This window comes from Sphingomonas sp. C3-2 (assembly GCF_033025475.1).
Classification (GTDB): domain Bacteria; phylum Pseudomonadota; class Alphaproteobacteria; order Sphingomonadales; family Sphingomonadaceae; genus Sphingobium_A.
Genome location: NZ_CP130322.1, coordinates 2511330 through 2524633, shown reverse-complemented (window position 1 = coordinate 2524633; position 13304 = coordinate 2511330). Strand labels below are relative to the sequence as shown.

Below are 13304 nucleotides of genomic sequence, written 5' to 3'. Positions count from 1 at the left end.
CGTGCGTTAATTTACGCATAGCCGAAGACGCTCGAAACCATGATCCTCCGTCATCAGGAAAAGGAGGCATTATGAAGCACGTCTTTCTGGTTGCCCTGCCGACCCTGCTGCCCGCCCTCATGCTCGCCGCCTGCGGCAAACCGGCAGACAATGCGCAAGCGCCTGCGGAAGCGGCCAACGCACAAAATGCCACCGCGCCCAACGCCGCCGCCGAGGTGGCCAAGCTGCCCAAGTCCGCGCGCGAGGCCGTTTTGTTCCGCGCCATCCGCGATGCCGGGCTATCCTGTCAGGACGTGGTCGAATCCGAACATGCCGGCGACACGACATGGCGCGCCAAATGCGATGACGGGAACTGGCATCTGATCACCGTCAACCCCAACGGTCTGGCAACGGTGGTCAGCCGCACCTCGCGCTAAAGACGTTCAGCGCTGGCGCACCGCGCGCAGCCGTTCGATCGCGCCGTCCAGCGTGTCGTCCTTCTTGGCAAAGCACAGGCGCACGACCGAGCGTACCGGATCGTCGGCATAAAAGGCCGAAACCGGGATTGCGGCCACGCCCGCTTCGCGCACCAGTTGCTCGCAGAACTGATCATCGGGCAGCGTCACGCCCGAAGACGCCAGGTCGATCGACAGGAAATAGGTGCCCGCACTCGGCAACACCGCCCAGCCCGCCGCGCTCAAGCCCGCCGACAGCCGGTCGCGTGCCCGCGCAAACTCTGCGCGCATGGTCACGAAATAATCCATGTTCTTGCCCAGCCCATGCGCCACCGCCGCCTGCAAATTGGGCGGCGTGGTGAAGGTGAGGAACTGGTGCGCGCGTGAAATCGCATGGGTGAGCGCGGGTGCCGCACACATCCAGCCCACCTTCCAGCCGGTCAGCGAGAATATCTTGCCGCCCGATCCGATCTTCACCGTCCGGTCGCGCATGCCCGGCATCGCCATCACCGGGATATGTGCCTGCCCGTCGAAAACGATATGCTCCCACACCTCGTCGCTGATCAGCAACGCATCATGCGCGACGATGTAGTGGGCCAAAAGCTCCAGCTCGGCGCGCGAAAAGACCGTCGCCGTGGGGTTGAGCGGGTTGTTGAGGATCGCCAGCCGCGTACGCGGTGAAAAGGCCGCCGCCAGCGCCGCTTCGGTCAGCCGCCATTCGGGCGGTTGCAGCTTCACCAGCTTGGGCACGCCGCCCGCGCGCAGCACCAGCGGCAGATAGGCGTCATACATCGGCTGGATCAGCACCACCTCATCGCCCGGCGAAACAAGCGCGAAGATCGCCGCCGCCAGCGCCTCGGTCGCGCCAGAGGTCACCGTCACCTCGCTCTGCCAGTCGAGGTCGATCGCCTGATGCACACGGTAATGATCGGCAATCGCCTGGCGCAGCACCGGCAAGCCCGCCATTGGCGGATATTGGTTCGACTGTTCGGACAGCGCGCGCGCGGCCGCCGCCACCACATCCTCGGGCCCGTTCGAATCCGGAAAGCCCTGCCCCAGATTGATCGCGCCCGTTTCACGGGCAAGCGCCGACATCTTCTCAAAGATCGTGGCGGGCATCTGGGCATAAAGCGGGTTCATGCAAGGCTGATTACCACAAAGCGCGCCGGTTACGCGTCGCCGCGAATGAAATATTCTCTTGTCAGCCAGATAGCATGAAAGGGCTTGGGACATGTGGCGCGCAGTGGCTATGGCATTGTCATGGTAAGCATTTCCTTGCAGGCGGCCCGTCCGGCCATCGTCGCGGTGGGCCGCTGGCTCGACGGTCGCGGCTGGGCGCCCGCCACGGCGGGCAATTATTCGGTGCGCCTCGACGACGGGAATTTCGCGGTCACCGTGTCGGGCAAGCACAAGGGCAGGCTGACCGAGGAGGACGTGATGGTCGTGGGTGCCGATGGCCGCTCGCTCGACGGCAAGCGTCCCTCGGCCGAAACCGCCCTGCACCTGCAAATCTATCGCCTGTTTCCCGATATCGGCGCGGTGCTCCACAGCCACTCCCCCTCCGCCGTAGGGCTAACCCGCGCACTCAGCGGCCGGGATGGCTGGACGATCCGTGGTCAGGAACTGCTCAAGGCCTATCCCGGCATCACCACGCACGACACCGAGATCACCCTTCCCATTGTCGATAACAGTCAGGACATGCAGGTGATCGAAGATGCGATCGCCCCGCGCCTGATTGAGGCAGCAGTTCCCCCGGCCTATCTTATCCGCAGCCACGGGCTGTATGGCTGGGGCCGCGACATGGCCGAGGCCGAACGCGTGATCGAGGCGACCGAATGGCTGATCGAAGCCGAGCGCGCCGAGCGCCTCTTCAGACAGGAATTGCCCGCATGAGCCAGCTTGCCATCTATCATGAGGCCGATCCCGGCACGCCGCTGGAGACGACCGACGATCCCCTCCAGATCGCGGCCGCGCTCGCGCCCATCGGCGTCCGCTTCGAACGCTGGCCGGTGCAGGATTGCGCAGCCGACGATGCGCTTGGCGTTTATGCCGAAGAGATCGCGCGCCTCAAGAAATCGGGTGGCTATCAGTCGGTCGACGTCATTGCGATGGCGCCCGATCATCCCGATCGTGCGGCCCTGCGCCAGAAATTCCTCTCCGAACATCGTCACGCGGAGGATGAGGTCCGCTTCTTCGTCGAAGGCGAAGGGCTGTTCACGCTGCACGAGGATGGCCGCGTCTTCAACCTGCTGTGCACCAGAGGCGATCTCATCGCCGTGCCCGCCAATATGCGCCACTGGTTCGATATGGGGGCGGAGCCGCGTTTCACCGCCATCCGCCTCTTCGTCAACCCGGATGGCTGGGTTGCGCACATGACCGGCGATGCGATTGCCGATCGCTTTCCGCGTTTCGAAAAGGGAGCCGCATGATGCCCGGCCCGGTAAAAGCCGTCCTCACCGATATCGAGGGTACGACCAGCAGCATCGCCTTCGTCACCGATACGCTCTTTCCCTATGCCCGTACGCGGCTGGCCGATTATGTCGCCGCGCATCCGGCCGAAACCGCCCCGTTGCTGGATGCGGTTCGGGCAGAGGAAGCCGGCGATCCCGTCGAGACGCTGCTCCGCTGGATCGACGAGGACCGCAAGGCCACCCCGCTCAAGACGCTGCAGGGCCTGATCTGGGCGGAAGGCTATGCCGACGGCACGTTGAAAGGCCATGTCTATCCCGATGCCGTCGATGCGCTGCGCCGCTGGCACGCCCAGGGTCTGGCGCTCTATGTCTATTCGTCGGGCTCGATCGCCGCGCAGAAACTCATTTTCGGCTACAGCAATGCGGGCGATCTGACGCCGCTTTTCTCGGGCTATTTCGACACCAGCTCCGGCCCCAAGCGCGACGCGCAATCCTATCGCCATATCGCGGGCGAGATCGGCCTGCCCGCCGCCGAGATCCTGTTCCTGTCCGACAATGCACAGGAAATTGCCGCCGCGCGGGCGGCCGGGATGCAGGTGCTGCATATCGACCGCGATGGCGGCAGCGGCGACATCGCGTCCTTTGCAGGTATCGAACTGTGAAGCTGGAGGGGGTTCACCGCCGCTCGATCGAACGCACCGCCGATGGCGCGGGCGTCCGGATCATGGATCAGCGTCGGCTGCCCTGGGAAATCGTCTGGGTCGAACTGCGCAGCGCCGAAGACGCAGCGCGCGCCATCCGCGAAATGTGGACACGCGGCGCGCCGCTGATCGGCGCCACCGCCGCTTATGGCCTTGCCATGGCGCTTGCGCGCGATCCCTCCGATGCCGCGCTCGACGCGCATCACGCCATGCTCGTCGCCACCCGCCCGACCGCGATCAACCTGCGCTGGGCGATCGACGTGATCGCCAATGCGGTTGGCCCGCTGCCCCCGGCCGAGCGCGCCGAAGCCGCCTTTGCCCGCGCGGATGCGATCTGTGACGAAGACGTCGCGCTCAACCGCGCGATCGGCGAACATGGCCTGGCGCTGCTTCGCACGCTCCACGCCCGCAATCCCGGCCGGCCGGTCAACATCCTCACCCATTGCAACGCCGGTTGGCTCGCGACGGTCGATTACGGCACCGCCACCGCCCCCATTTATCTGGCGCAGGACGAAGGCATTCCTGTCCATGTCTGGGTCGATGAAACGCGCCCGCGCAATCAGGGCGCGCTGCTGACCGCGTTCGAACTGGCGGGGCACGGCGTGCCGCATACCGTGATCGCCGACAATACCGGCGGACTGCTCATGCAGCGCGGGCAGGTCGATCTCGTGATCGTCGGCACCGACCGCGTCACCGCCAATGGCGATGTCTGCAACAAGATCGGGACCTATCTGAAAGCACTGGCCGCGCATGATAATGGCGTGCCCTTCTATGTCGCGCTGCCCTACACCACCTTCGATCCAAACACGCCCAGCGGCGATGCGGTCGAGATCGAGGAGCGCGCGGCCGAAGAAGTGACACTGCTGACCGGGCCGACAGCCAATGGCATCGAGACGGTGCGCGTCACCAATTCCAACGCGTTCAACCCGGCGTTCGACATCACCCCCGCACGGCTGGTGACGGGGTACGTCACCGAACGCGGCGTACTGTCGGCTATCCCGTCGATTGCGGCGTAAATTCAGCGACCAGATCGTAACGGTCGCCGGGGAAAACCTGCAGGACCCAGGTGATCGGCGTCCCCATCTTCCACGTCCAGCGTTCAAGCTGAAGGCACGCCGTGCCTGACGCGATGCCGAGCAGTCTGGCGATGCGCGCATCCGCCGTCACCGCCGCAATCCGGTGGCGCGCGTCGCTCCACGGCACATGGCCAAGCAGCCAGGAACCGGGCGCTTCATCGGCAAAGCTCAACTCACGCGCTTCGGGCACCGCCGACAGATTGATCAGGCGCTCTTCATAGCCAAAGGGGTGGCTCGCCGCGTGATGCACCCCCTCCAGCCGGATCACCGGGCCTTTGACACCCAGGGGCTGTTCGCCGTGCCCCGAAAATTCCTCGCGCGCCAGAAGCGCATAATGATAGCTGTCCCCGCGCGCCGCGATCACCGATCCGATATCGGGCACGTCGAGCACCGCCGACTGCACATGCGGATAGGCGACGAATGATCCCGCCCGCCGGCGCCGCTCGATCAACCCTGCCCGGCTCAGCGCGGTCAGCGCCTTGCTGACGGTGGCGCGCGCGCAGCCATATTGAACCGCCAGTTCATGCTCGAAAGGAATCCGATCCCCCGGCTTCAGCGTTCCCTGCCGGATACCGTTTTCGATATCGCCGCGGATGCGCGCGTCGAGGGTCATCTCTTCAGCCATCAGGCAAGCAGCTTCCTCATTATCCGTTCGAACCGCGCGCCGATCGTTTCGGCGGCGTGATGTCGCCCGCCCGTTACCACCCGTTTGCCCGCACGCCAAACACAGTCAATGGGGCTCGTCCGCGCGGCGAACAGCCAGCTGTCGAGCAACTGCTCCGCCCCGCGGCCAACCAGCGCGCGGTGATCGGGGGCAAGCGAGACGATATCCGCCGCAACGCCGGGCGCGATTCCATGCCGCACGCCCAGCGCCTGCGCGCCACCCGCCAGCGTTTCTAGGAACAGGCGCGTGCCCGTCGTCCGGTCGTCGGTCGCCAGCACATTGCGCGCGCGGTGTTGCAGGCGCTGCGCATATTCGATCATGCGCACCTCGCCCGCCATGTCGATCAGGATGTTCGAATCCGTGCCGGTGCCGATCGCACCGCCTGCGGCCAGATAGCGCGCGGCGGGAAAGATCCCGTCGCCCAGATTGGCCTCGGTGATCGGACACAGCCCCGCAACCGCCCCGCTCGCGGCCAGCGCATCGCATTCGGCCTCGGTCAGATGCGTTGCATGGACAAGGCACCAGCGCGCGTCGAGCCCGGCATGGCGCAGCAACCATTCCACCGGGCGCAGCCCGCTGAACGCCACGCTCGCCTCGACCTCGCCGACCTGCTCGGCAGCATGCATATGGACGGGGCCATCGGGGGCGAGTGCGAGCAGGTCGCTCAGTTCCCCTTCGGTCACCGCGCGCAGGCTGTGCGGCGCAATCCCGATATTGGCGTCGCCCGAAAGCAGCGCTGCGCTCTTTTCGCGGAGCAGGGCAAAGCCCTCGACATCGCTGATGAAGCGCCGCTGCCCATGGGTAGGCGCCACGCCGCCGAAATTGGAATGCGCGTAAAAGACCGGAAGCAGGGTCAGCCCGATGCCCGACTGGTCCGATGCCGCGACGATCCGCCCCGCCATTTCGGCGGGATCGGCATAGCGGGCCCCCGCCGGGTCATTGTGAAGATAGTGAAATTCGCCGACACGGGTGTAGCCGGTCTCGAGCATCTCGACATAGGCCTGCGCGGTGATCGCCTCGACATCGTCGGGGTCGAGCCGGTCGAGAAACCGGTACATCAGCGCGCGCCAGCTCCAGAAATCGTCGCGCGCGCCGCCTTCGCCGCGATATTCGGTGAGCCCCGCCATCGCCCGCTGAAAGCCGTGGCTATGGACGTTGCACATGCCCGGAACGCCGATGGCATGGCGCTCGTCGCCCGGCTGGGGATCGCCCAGGGTGACATAAGTTACACAGCCACCCGCCATCCCGACGCGGACATTTTTTGCCCACCCGTCAGGCAGCAGGGCGTTTTCGAACCAAAGAGCGGTTGATGCATCAGTCATTCAATATGACTAGACATATTAAAAAATATGTTCAAGTCTATGTGCATGACCTCTCCGGCAAACCTCATGTTCGATCGCCTCTGGCGCAACGCGCGCATCGCCACGATGAGCGCTGATGGCGTTATCGAAACCGGTGCCATCGGCGCGCGCGCGGGCCGAATCGCCTATGTCGGCGCCGATGATCCCGCGCTGGATGCGGCCGAGATCGTCGATTGCGCGGGGCGCTGGATCACCCCCGGGCTGATCGATTGCCACACCCACCTCGTCCATGGCGGCAACCGCGCGCACGAATTCGAGCTGCGTCTGACGGGCGCAAGCTATGAAGAGATCGCCCGCGCAGGCGGCGGTATCGTCTCGACGATGAAGGCGACGCGCGCGGCGGAGGAGGACGCGCTTCTTGCCAGCGCACGCATCCGGCTCGATCGGCTGATCGCCGAGGGGCTGACGACGATCGAGATCAAGTCCGGTTACGGGCTGTCGACCGAAAGCGAGCTGAAGATGCTGCGCGTCGCGCGCAGGCTGGGGCAGGAACGCGGTGTCCGCGTGGTGACGACATTGCTCGGCGCGCATGCCCTTCCCCCCGAATTCGCAGGGGATGCCGATGGCTATATCGATCTGATCTGTCGCGAGATGATCCCGGCCGCCGCCGCCGAGGGGCTCGCCGATGCCGTGGACGGCTTTTGCGAGGGGATCGGATTTTCGCCCGCGCAGATCGCGCGCGTGTTCGCGGCCGCCCGCGCAAACGGCCTTGCGGTAAAGCTGCACGCCGAACAGTTGTCGAACCTTGGCGGCGCGGCGCTGGCCGCGCGCCATGATGCCTTGTCGGCCGATCATCTCGAATATCTGGATGCCGACGGGATCGCCGCGATGGCGCGTTCGGGCACTGTCGCGACGCTGCTGCCCGGCGCCTATTATTTCACGCGCGAACATCAACTGCCCCCGGTCGCGGCGCTGCGCGCGGCGGGCGTGCCGATCGCGATCGCAACCGATTGCAATCCAGGCACCTCGCCGCTCACTTCGATCCTGCTGGCGATGAACATGGGCGCAACGCTGTTCCGCCTCACCGTGGACGAATGCCTTGCCGGCGTGACGCGCGAAGCCGCGCGCGCGCTGGGGCTGTCTTCCGAAATCGGGACGCTCGAACCCGGCAAGTCCTGCGATCTTGCGATCTGGGACGTCGAGCGCCCCGCCGAACTTGTGTACCGCATGGGGGCGAACCCGCTCCATGCACGTGTGTGGAAGGGACTATGAGCAACATCACGATCCGCCCCGGCCATGTGCCGCTTGCCGACTGGCGCGCCATCTATCGCGGCGCAACGCCGGTGCTGGATGCCTCCGCGCATCCGCTGATCGCCGAAAGCGCAGCGGCGGTGGAACGCATTCTGGCCAAGGGCGCCCCCGTTTACGGGATCAACACCGGTTTCGGTAAGCTGGCAAGCGTGCGGATCGGCGATGCCGACCTCGAAACGCTTCAGCGCAATATCGTGCTGAGCCATGCCGCCGGCGTGGGCGAGCCGATGCCCATTCCCGTCGCGCGCCTGATGATGGCGTTGAAGCTCGCCAGCCTCGCGCAGGGTGTATCGGGCGTCCGCCCGGCAACGATCGCGCTGCTTGAGGCAATGCTCGCCAAGGGCCTGACCCCGGTGATCCCGGCGCAAGGCTCGGTCGGCGCCTCGGGCGATCTGGCGCCGCTGTCGCACATGGCCGCCGCCATGATCGGCGTCGGTGATATCTATGTCGGCGATACGCGCGTGGACGCGGTTCAAGCGCTCGCAGACGCCGGGCTTGCACCGCTGACGCTGGGCCCCAAGGAAGGCCTCGCGCTGCTGAACGGCACGCAATTCTCGTGCGCCAATGCGCTGGCCGGGCTGTTCGAGGCGGAAAAGCTGTTCCGTACCGCGCTGATCACCGGCGCGCTGTCGACCGAAGCCGCCAAGGGTTCGGACACGCCGTTCGATCCGCGCATCCATCAGGTGCGCCGCCACAAGGGGCAGATGGAAACCGCAGCCGCGCTGCGCACCCTGATGGCCGGTTCCGCGATCCGCGCGTCGCACCAGACCGAAGATCCGCGCGTGCAGGATCCCTATTGCCTGCGCTGCCAGCCGCAGGTGATGGGCGCGGTGCTCGATCTGCTGCGCCAGGCGGCAGACACGCTCGGCACCGAAGCGAACGGCGTGTCGGACAATCCTCTCATCTTCGCCGAGGCCGACGAAGCGCTTTCGGGCGGCAATTTCCATGCCGAGCCGGTGGCCTTTGCGGCAGACATGATCGCGATGGCGCTGTGCGAGATCGGCTCGATTTCCGAACGCCGCATCGCGATGCTCGTCGATCCCGCGCTTTCGGGCCTGCCTGCCTTCCTCACCCCCAAGCCGGGCCTCAATTCGGGCTTCATGATCCCGCAGGTAACCGCCGCCGCGCTGGTTTCGGAAAACAAGCAAAAGGCCTATCCCGCAAGCGTCGATTCGATCCCGACCTCGGCCAATCAGGAAGATCATGTCTCGATGGCCGCGCACGGCGCGCGCCGCCTGATGGGCATGGCGGACAATCTGGCCGGTGTGCTTGCGATCGAATATCTGGCGGCCGTTCAGGGCTGCGATTTCCATGCACCGCTGACCTCGAGCACCAGCCTCGAGGCTGCACGCGGCCTGCTGCGCGCCGATGTTCCGCATCTTGAGGATGATCGCCATTTCCACCCCGATATCCTCGCCGCGACCGCGCTGATTTCGGACGGCAAGCTGAGCGACCTCACCCAGCTGCCCGCCGTGTCCGACCGCGCATGAACGACTGGCTGCACATCAGCCGGGGGGAGATGCCCCTCATCGTGAGCATCCCCCATGCCGGGACGCGTATCCCGCCCGAGATCGCGGACGATTTCGTCTCGCCCGCCCTCGCGCAGGGCGATGCCGACCTGCATGTCGAGCGGCTCTACGCTTTCGCCGCAGACATGGGCGCAACGGTGATCCGCACCGATATTTCGCGCAGCGCGATCGACATGAACCGCGATCCATCGGGCGCCTCCCTCTATCCGGGGCAGGCGACCACCGAACTCTGCCCCACCACCAGCTTCGACGGCACCGCGCTCTATGCGCCCGGCCGCCAGCCGGGGGCCGAAGAGATCGCCCGGCGGCGCGCGCGCTGGTTTGCTCCCTATCACTACGCGATTTCTAATGAGATCGTGCGACTCAGGGCGCTTCACCCGCATATCGTGCTCTACGATGCCCATTCGATCCGCAGCCATGTGCCGCGCCTGTTCGCGGGCGAATTGCCGCAATTCAATATCGGCACCAATGGCGGCACCAGCTGTGCCGCCTTGCTGACAAGCGCCGTTGAGGCCGCCTGTGACGCGTCCGGGCTTGGCCGCGTCACCAATGGTCGCTTTCGCGGCGGCTGGATCACCCGCCATTACGGCGCGCCGGACACGGGGGTTCACGCGATCCAGATGGAACTCGCGATGCGCGGCTATCTCGATGAAGCCAGTCCCTTCCCCGCGCCCTGGGATCCAGCGCGCGCCGCCCCTCTCCAGACCATTCTTCAGGCCGCGCTGGCGGCCTGCCTCATCTTCGCGAAGGACCATCCATGAACCGTCTCGACAATAGCCGCGTGATCCGCAGCCCCAAGGGCGCCGAGATCAGCGCCAAAAGCTGGCTCACCGAAGCGCCGCTGCGGATGCTGATGAACAATCTCGATCCCGATGTGGCCGAAAACCCGCAGGAACTGGTGGTCTATGGTGGCATCGGCCGCGCCGCGCGCGATTGGGCCAGCTTCGACAAGATCGTCGAGACGCTGAAGCGTCTGGACGATGATCAGACGCTGCTCGTCCAGTCGGGCAAGCCGGTGGGCGTGTTCCGCACCCACAAGGATGCCCCGCGCGTGCTAATCGCCAATTCCAACCTCGTCCCGCAATGGGCGAACTGGGATCATTTCCACGAACTCGATCGCGCCGGGTTGATGATGTACGGGCAGATGACCGCGGGCAGCTGGATCTATATCGGCACGCAGGGCATCGTTCAGGGTACCTATGAAACCTTTGTCGAAATGGGGCGCCAGCATTTCGGCGGCGATCTTTCGGGCAAATGGATCCTCACCGCCGGGCTTGGCGGCATGGGCGGGGCCCAGCCGCTGGCCGCAACGATGGCGGGCGCCTCATGCCTTGCCGTCGAATGCCAGCCCAGCCGCATCGAAATGCGCCTGCGCACAGGCTATCTCGATCGCCAGACCGACAGCCTCGACGAAGCGCTCGACATCATGATGAACGCAAAGACCCCGGTTTCGGTCGGTCTTCTCGGCAATGCGGCCGAGGTTTATCCCGAACTGGTCCGGCGCGGCGTGCGCCCCGATGCGGTGACCGACCAGACATCGGCGCATGATCCGATCAACGGCTATCTCCCCGCCGGCTGGACGCTCGACCAGTGGATGGCGGCGCGCGAAAACGATCCCGCCTCGGTGGAAAAGGCCGCGCGTGCCTCGATGGCGGTGCATGTCCGCGCGATGCTCGATTTCTGGAATCAGGGCATCCCGACCGTCGATTACGGCAATAATATCCGTCAGGTCGCCAAGGACGAGGGCGTCGAGAACGCCTTCGATTTCCCCGGTTTTGTGCCCGCCTATATCCGCCCGCTCTTCTGCCGGGGCATCGGTCCGTTCCGCTGGGCGGCGCTGTCGGGCGATCCCGAGGACATCGCAAAGACCGATGCCAAGGTGAAGGAACTGCTTCCCGATAACGCGCATCTGCACAACTGGCTCGACATGGCGGCCGAGCGTATCCATTTCCAGGGCCTGCCCGCGCGCATCTGCTGGGTCGGGCTCGGCGATCGCCACCGGCTTGGCCTCGCCTTCAACGAAATGGTCCGCAACGGCGAACTGAAGGCGCCGATCGTCATCGGCCGCGACCATCTCGATTCCGGTTCAGTCGCCAGCCCCAATCGCGAAACCGAAGCGATGATGGACGGATCGGACGCCGTGTCCGACTGGCCGCTCCTCAACGCGCTGCTCAACACCGCCAGCGGGGCGACCTGGGTCTCGCTGCATCATGGGGGCGGCGTCGGCATGGGCTATTCGCAGCATAGCGGCATGGTCATCGTGTGCGACGGCAGCGAGGATGCCGATCGCCGCCTCGAACGCGTGCTGTGGAACGATCCCGCCACCGGCGTGATGCGCCACGCCGATGCGGGTTACGACATCGCGAAGGACTGCGCCCGCGAACAGGGGCTGGACCTCCCCGCCATCCTCTGAGCACCCGCCTGAGCGACCAAGAAAAAACGCCCGGCCTTACTCCAAAGACCGGGCGTTTCTTTTTCCCTCAGTAAACTATGCGGTCAGTCGGCAACCATGCCCGGCACCTGATGGCTGGCAACCACCGCACGGCTCACCGCCTGCATCAGTTGCATGCGTTCGATGATCGGGCGGCGGGTGGCGCCGATCAGCACCGCCACCGCATAGGTGCGGCCATCGGGCGCGGTGAGCAAACCGACATCGTTATAGCCCGTCGCGCGCCCCGAAAGCTCCTGCCCCGTCCCCGTCTTGTGCCCGAACATCCAGCCGGGCGCGACGCCGCCGCGCAGGCGGCGCGGGCCGGTGCGCGATGCTTGCATCGTGGTGATGAGATAATCGGTGGACCGGGGCGAAAGCAGTTCGCCGCGCTTCAGCTTGGCGAGCGCCTCGACCATCCCGATTGCAGTGGCACCGTCCATCGGATCGGCCAGATAACGGTCGAGCGCGGCCTGACGCGTCGTCATCGGCAGATTGGCGCGCGCGGTGTAAAAGGCGTTGCCGACCGAATATTCCTGTTTCCAGCTCATCCCGGCAATCCCGCTCTGCAACAGCCGTTCGCCGGGGCCGAAACGGATGCCGTTGATCTGCTTGCGCGCGAAGAAATCGCGCACCGCGGTCGGCCCGCCAACGGTGCGCAGCAGCGTGTCGTTGGCGGTATTGTCGCTTTGCGTCATCGCGCGTTCGAGCAGTGACGAGAGCGAGGCACGATAGCCGTCCTTGCCCACAAACTGGCGGATCGGCTGGTGAAAGAGCGTCAGATCCCCCGGCGTGATGAGCGTTGTGTCGGACAGCGAACGCCGCCCCTGATCGACCTGATCAAGCAATGTCGAGGCCACCCACAGCTTGCTCACGCTCTGCTGGGGCATCGGCGTCGTGCCGTTCCACTCGACCACCCAGCCCGCATGCACGTCGCGCACCGCAATGCCCACCTGCCCGTCAAAGCCCGAACCGAGCATGCGGATCGCCTGCTGAAGCGACTGGGGCGCCTGCGCCACGCGTTCGGCGGGCCGCGCGGCGGGCGTGCTCACCGGCGGGCGCGGCGTCGCCCCCTGCGCCGCGGGGCGGGGCTGGACGCGTGCTTGCTGCTGCTGACGCGGCGGTTGAGGCCGTGCCTGCGGCTGGCGCTGCTGTGGCTGAGGGCGCGGCTGGGTGCGCGCCTGTTGCTGTTGTTGCGGCTGCGGGCGGGGCTGAACACGCGGCTGCTCGGCGGTCCGCGTCGAACGCGACGGGGCGTTGGCCGATGGCGGCACCACCGTGCTGCATGCCGACAGCACCGAAAGCGTCGTCAATGCCGCCGCTGTCCGCTTCCATGCCGTGGAAACGCCGCCCAAACCCCAATTCATCATATCCCGCTCTGCCTTCTTTTGCCCGGCACCAATTCTGCCAGTTTACGGATCGATCGTGAATCCCCGCTGACCGCAGGGA

General features: G+C 65.8%; 13 protein-coding genes. 9 read left to right on the top strand and 4 right to left on the bottom strand.

Annotated elements, in window-relative coordinates:
• Window positions 1-71: 71 nt before the first annotated feature.
• Window positions 72-416, top strand: coding sequence for a hypothetical protein (locus QYC26_RS12185; protein ID WP_317512494.1), 345 nt, complete (start codon window positions 72-74; stop codon window positions 414-416).
• A gap of 6 nt (window positions 417-422) precedes the next feature.
• On the opposite strand, the gene QYC26_RS12180 is transcribed toward QYC26_RS12185, so the two are convergent.
• On the bottom strand, window positions 423-1574 hold the full coding sequence (locus QYC26_RS12180) for an aminotransferase (RefSeq protein ID WP_317512493.1): 1152 nt from the start codon (window positions 1572-1574) through the stop codon (window positions 423-425).
• Between the two features lie 120 nt (window positions 1575-1694).
• Here QYC26_RS12180 and QYC26_RS12175 point away from each other — a divergent pair, with 120 nt between their 5' ends.
• The 4 genes from QYC26_RS12175 to mtnA are packed head-to-tail and all read left to right on the top strand — an operon-like array spanning window position 1695 to window position 4562.
• Window positions 1695-2327, top strand: a complete 633-nt coding sequence (locus QYC26_RS12175; protein WP_317512492.1) for a methylthioribulose 1-phosphate dehydratase — start codon at window positions 1695-1697, stop codon at window positions 2325-2327.
• Window positions 2324-2863 carry a cupin domain-containing protein gene (locus tag QYC26_RS12170; protein WP_317512491.1) on the top strand — a complete coding sequence of 180 codons (540 nt, stop codon included), beginning with the start codon at window positions 2324-2326 and terminating at the stop codon, window positions 2861-2863. Before QYC26_RS12175 ends, QYC26_RS12170 begins: the two co-directional genes overlap by 4 nt.
• Window positions 2863-3507, top strand: a complete 645-nt coding sequence (gene mtnC, locus QYC26_RS12165; RefSeq protein ID WP_411197651.1) for an acireductone synthase — start codon at window positions 2863-2865, stop codon at window positions 3505-3507. The genes QYC26_RS12170 and mtnC overlap by 1 nt, the downstream gene beginning before the upstream one ends.
• On the top strand, window positions 3504-4562 hold the full coding sequence (mtnA, locus tag QYC26_RS12160) for an S-methyl-5-thioribose-1-phosphate isomerase (RefSeq protein WP_317512489.1): 1059 nt from the start codon (window positions 3504-3506) through the stop codon (window positions 4560-4562). The genes mtnC and mtnA overlap by 4 nt, the downstream gene beginning before the upstream one ends.
• On the opposite strand, the gene QYC26_RS12155 is transcribed toward mtnA, so the two are convergent.
• Complete coding sequence (locus QYC26_RS12155) at window positions 4540-5247, bottom strand: UTRA domain-containing protein (protein WP_317512488.1); 708 nt, start codon at window positions 5245-5247, stop codon at window positions 4540-4542. The two genes, mtnA and QYC26_RS12155, sit on opposite strands and share 23 nt — an antisense overlap.
• The gene (locus QYC26_RS12150; protein ID WP_317512487.1) at window positions 5247-6608 is read right to left on the bottom strand and encodes a formimidoylglutamate deiminase; all 1362 of its coding nucleotides are present in this window, start codon (window positions 6606-6608) and stop codon (window positions 5247-5249) included. Before QYC26_RS12150 ends, QYC26_RS12155 begins: the two co-directional genes overlap by 1 nt.
• A 45-nt stretch (window positions 6609-6653) precedes the next feature.
• Here QYC26_RS12150 and hutI point away from each other — a divergent pair, with 45 nt between their 5' ends.
• Genes hutI through hutU form a run of 4 tightly spaced genes read left to right on the top strand, consistent with a single transcriptional unit; the run spans window position 6654 to window position 11840 of the window.
• Window positions 6654-7859 (top strand): imidazolonepropionase, encoded by a 1206-nt coding sequence (gene hutI, locus QYC26_RS12145; RefSeq protein ID WP_317512486.1) that lies wholly within the window; start codon window positions 6654-6656, stop codon window positions 7857-7859.
• Window positions 7856-9388, top strand: coding sequence for a histidine ammonia-lyase (gene hutH, locus QYC26_RS12140; protein WP_317512485.1), 1533 nt, complete (start codon window positions 7856-7858; stop codon window positions 9386-9388). The genes hutI and hutH overlap by 4 nt, the downstream gene beginning before the upstream one ends.
• On the top strand, window positions 9385-10188 hold the full coding sequence (gene hutG, locus QYC26_RS12135; protein WP_317512484.1) for an N-formylglutamate deformylase: 804 nt from the start codon (window positions 9385-9387) through the stop codon (window positions 10186-10188). Before hutH ends, hutG begins: the two co-directional genes overlap by 4 nt.
• On the top strand, window positions 10185-11840 hold the full coding sequence (hutU, locus tag QYC26_RS12130) for a urocanate hydratase (RefSeq protein ID WP_317512483.1): 1656 nt from the start codon (window positions 10185-10187) through the stop codon (window positions 11838-11840). The genes hutG and hutU overlap by 4 nt, the downstream gene beginning before the upstream one ends.
• Before the next feature lie 83 nt (window positions 11841-11923).
• Here hutU and QYC26_RS12125 read toward each other — a convergent pair whose 3' ends face one another.
• Window positions 11924-13225, bottom strand: coding sequence for a serine hydrolase (locus QYC26_RS12125; RefSeq protein ID WP_317512482.1), 1302 nt, complete (start codon window positions 13223-13225; stop codon window positions 11924-11926).
• Window positions 13226-13304 lie beyond the last annotated feature (79 nt).

Excerpts from the sequence above, each read along its gene's own strand:
- QYC26_RS12125 (WP_317512482.1), bottom strand. The coding sequence starts at position 13,225 with ATGATGAATTGGGGTTTGGGCGGCGTTTCCACGGCATGGAAGCGGACA.
- QYC26_RS12175 (WP_317512492.1), top strand. The coding sequence starts at position 1,695 with ATGGTAAGCATTTCCTTGCAGGCGGCCCGTCCGGCCATCGTCGCGGTG.
- hutG (WP_317512484.1), top strand. The coding sequence starts at position 9,385 with ATGAACGACTGGCTGCACATCAGCCGGGGGGAGATGCCCCTCATCGTG.
- QYC26_RS12185 (WP_317512494.1), top strand. The coding sequence starts at position 72 with ATGAAGCACGTCTTTCTGGTTGCCCTGCCGACCCTGCTGCCCGCCCTC.
- QYC26_RS12180 (WP_317512493.1), bottom strand. The coding sequence starts at position 1,574 with ATGAACCCGCTTTATGCCCAGATGCCCGCCACGATCTTTGAGAAGATG.
- hutI (WP_317512486.1), top strand. The coding sequence starts at position 6,654 with ATGACCTCTCCGGCAAACCTCATGTTCGATCGCCTCTGGCGCAACGCG.
- hutH (WP_317512485.1), top strand. The coding sequence starts at position 7,856 with ATGAGCAACATCACGATCCGCCCCGGCCATGTGCCGCTTGCCGACTGG.
- QYC26_RS12170 (WP_317512491.1), top strand. The coding sequence starts at position 2,324 with ATGAGCCAGCTTGCCATCTATCATGAGGCCGATCCCGGCACGCCGCTG.
- QYC26_RS12155 (WP_317512488.1), bottom strand. The coding sequence starts at position 5,247 with ATGGCTGAAGAGATGACCCTCGACGCGCGCATCCGCGGCGATATCGAA.
- QYC26_RS12150 (WP_317512487.1), bottom strand. The coding sequence starts at position 6,608 with ATGACTGATGCATCAACCGCTCTTTGGTTCGAAAACGCCCTGCTGCCT.
- mtnC (WP_411197651.1), top strand. The coding sequence starts at position 2,863 with ATGCCCGGCCCGGTAAAAGCCGTCCTCACCGATATCGAGGGTACGACC.
- hutU (WP_317512483.1), top strand. The coding sequence starts at position 10,185 with ATGAACCGTCTCGACAATAGCCGCGTGATCCGCAGCCCCAAGGGCGCC.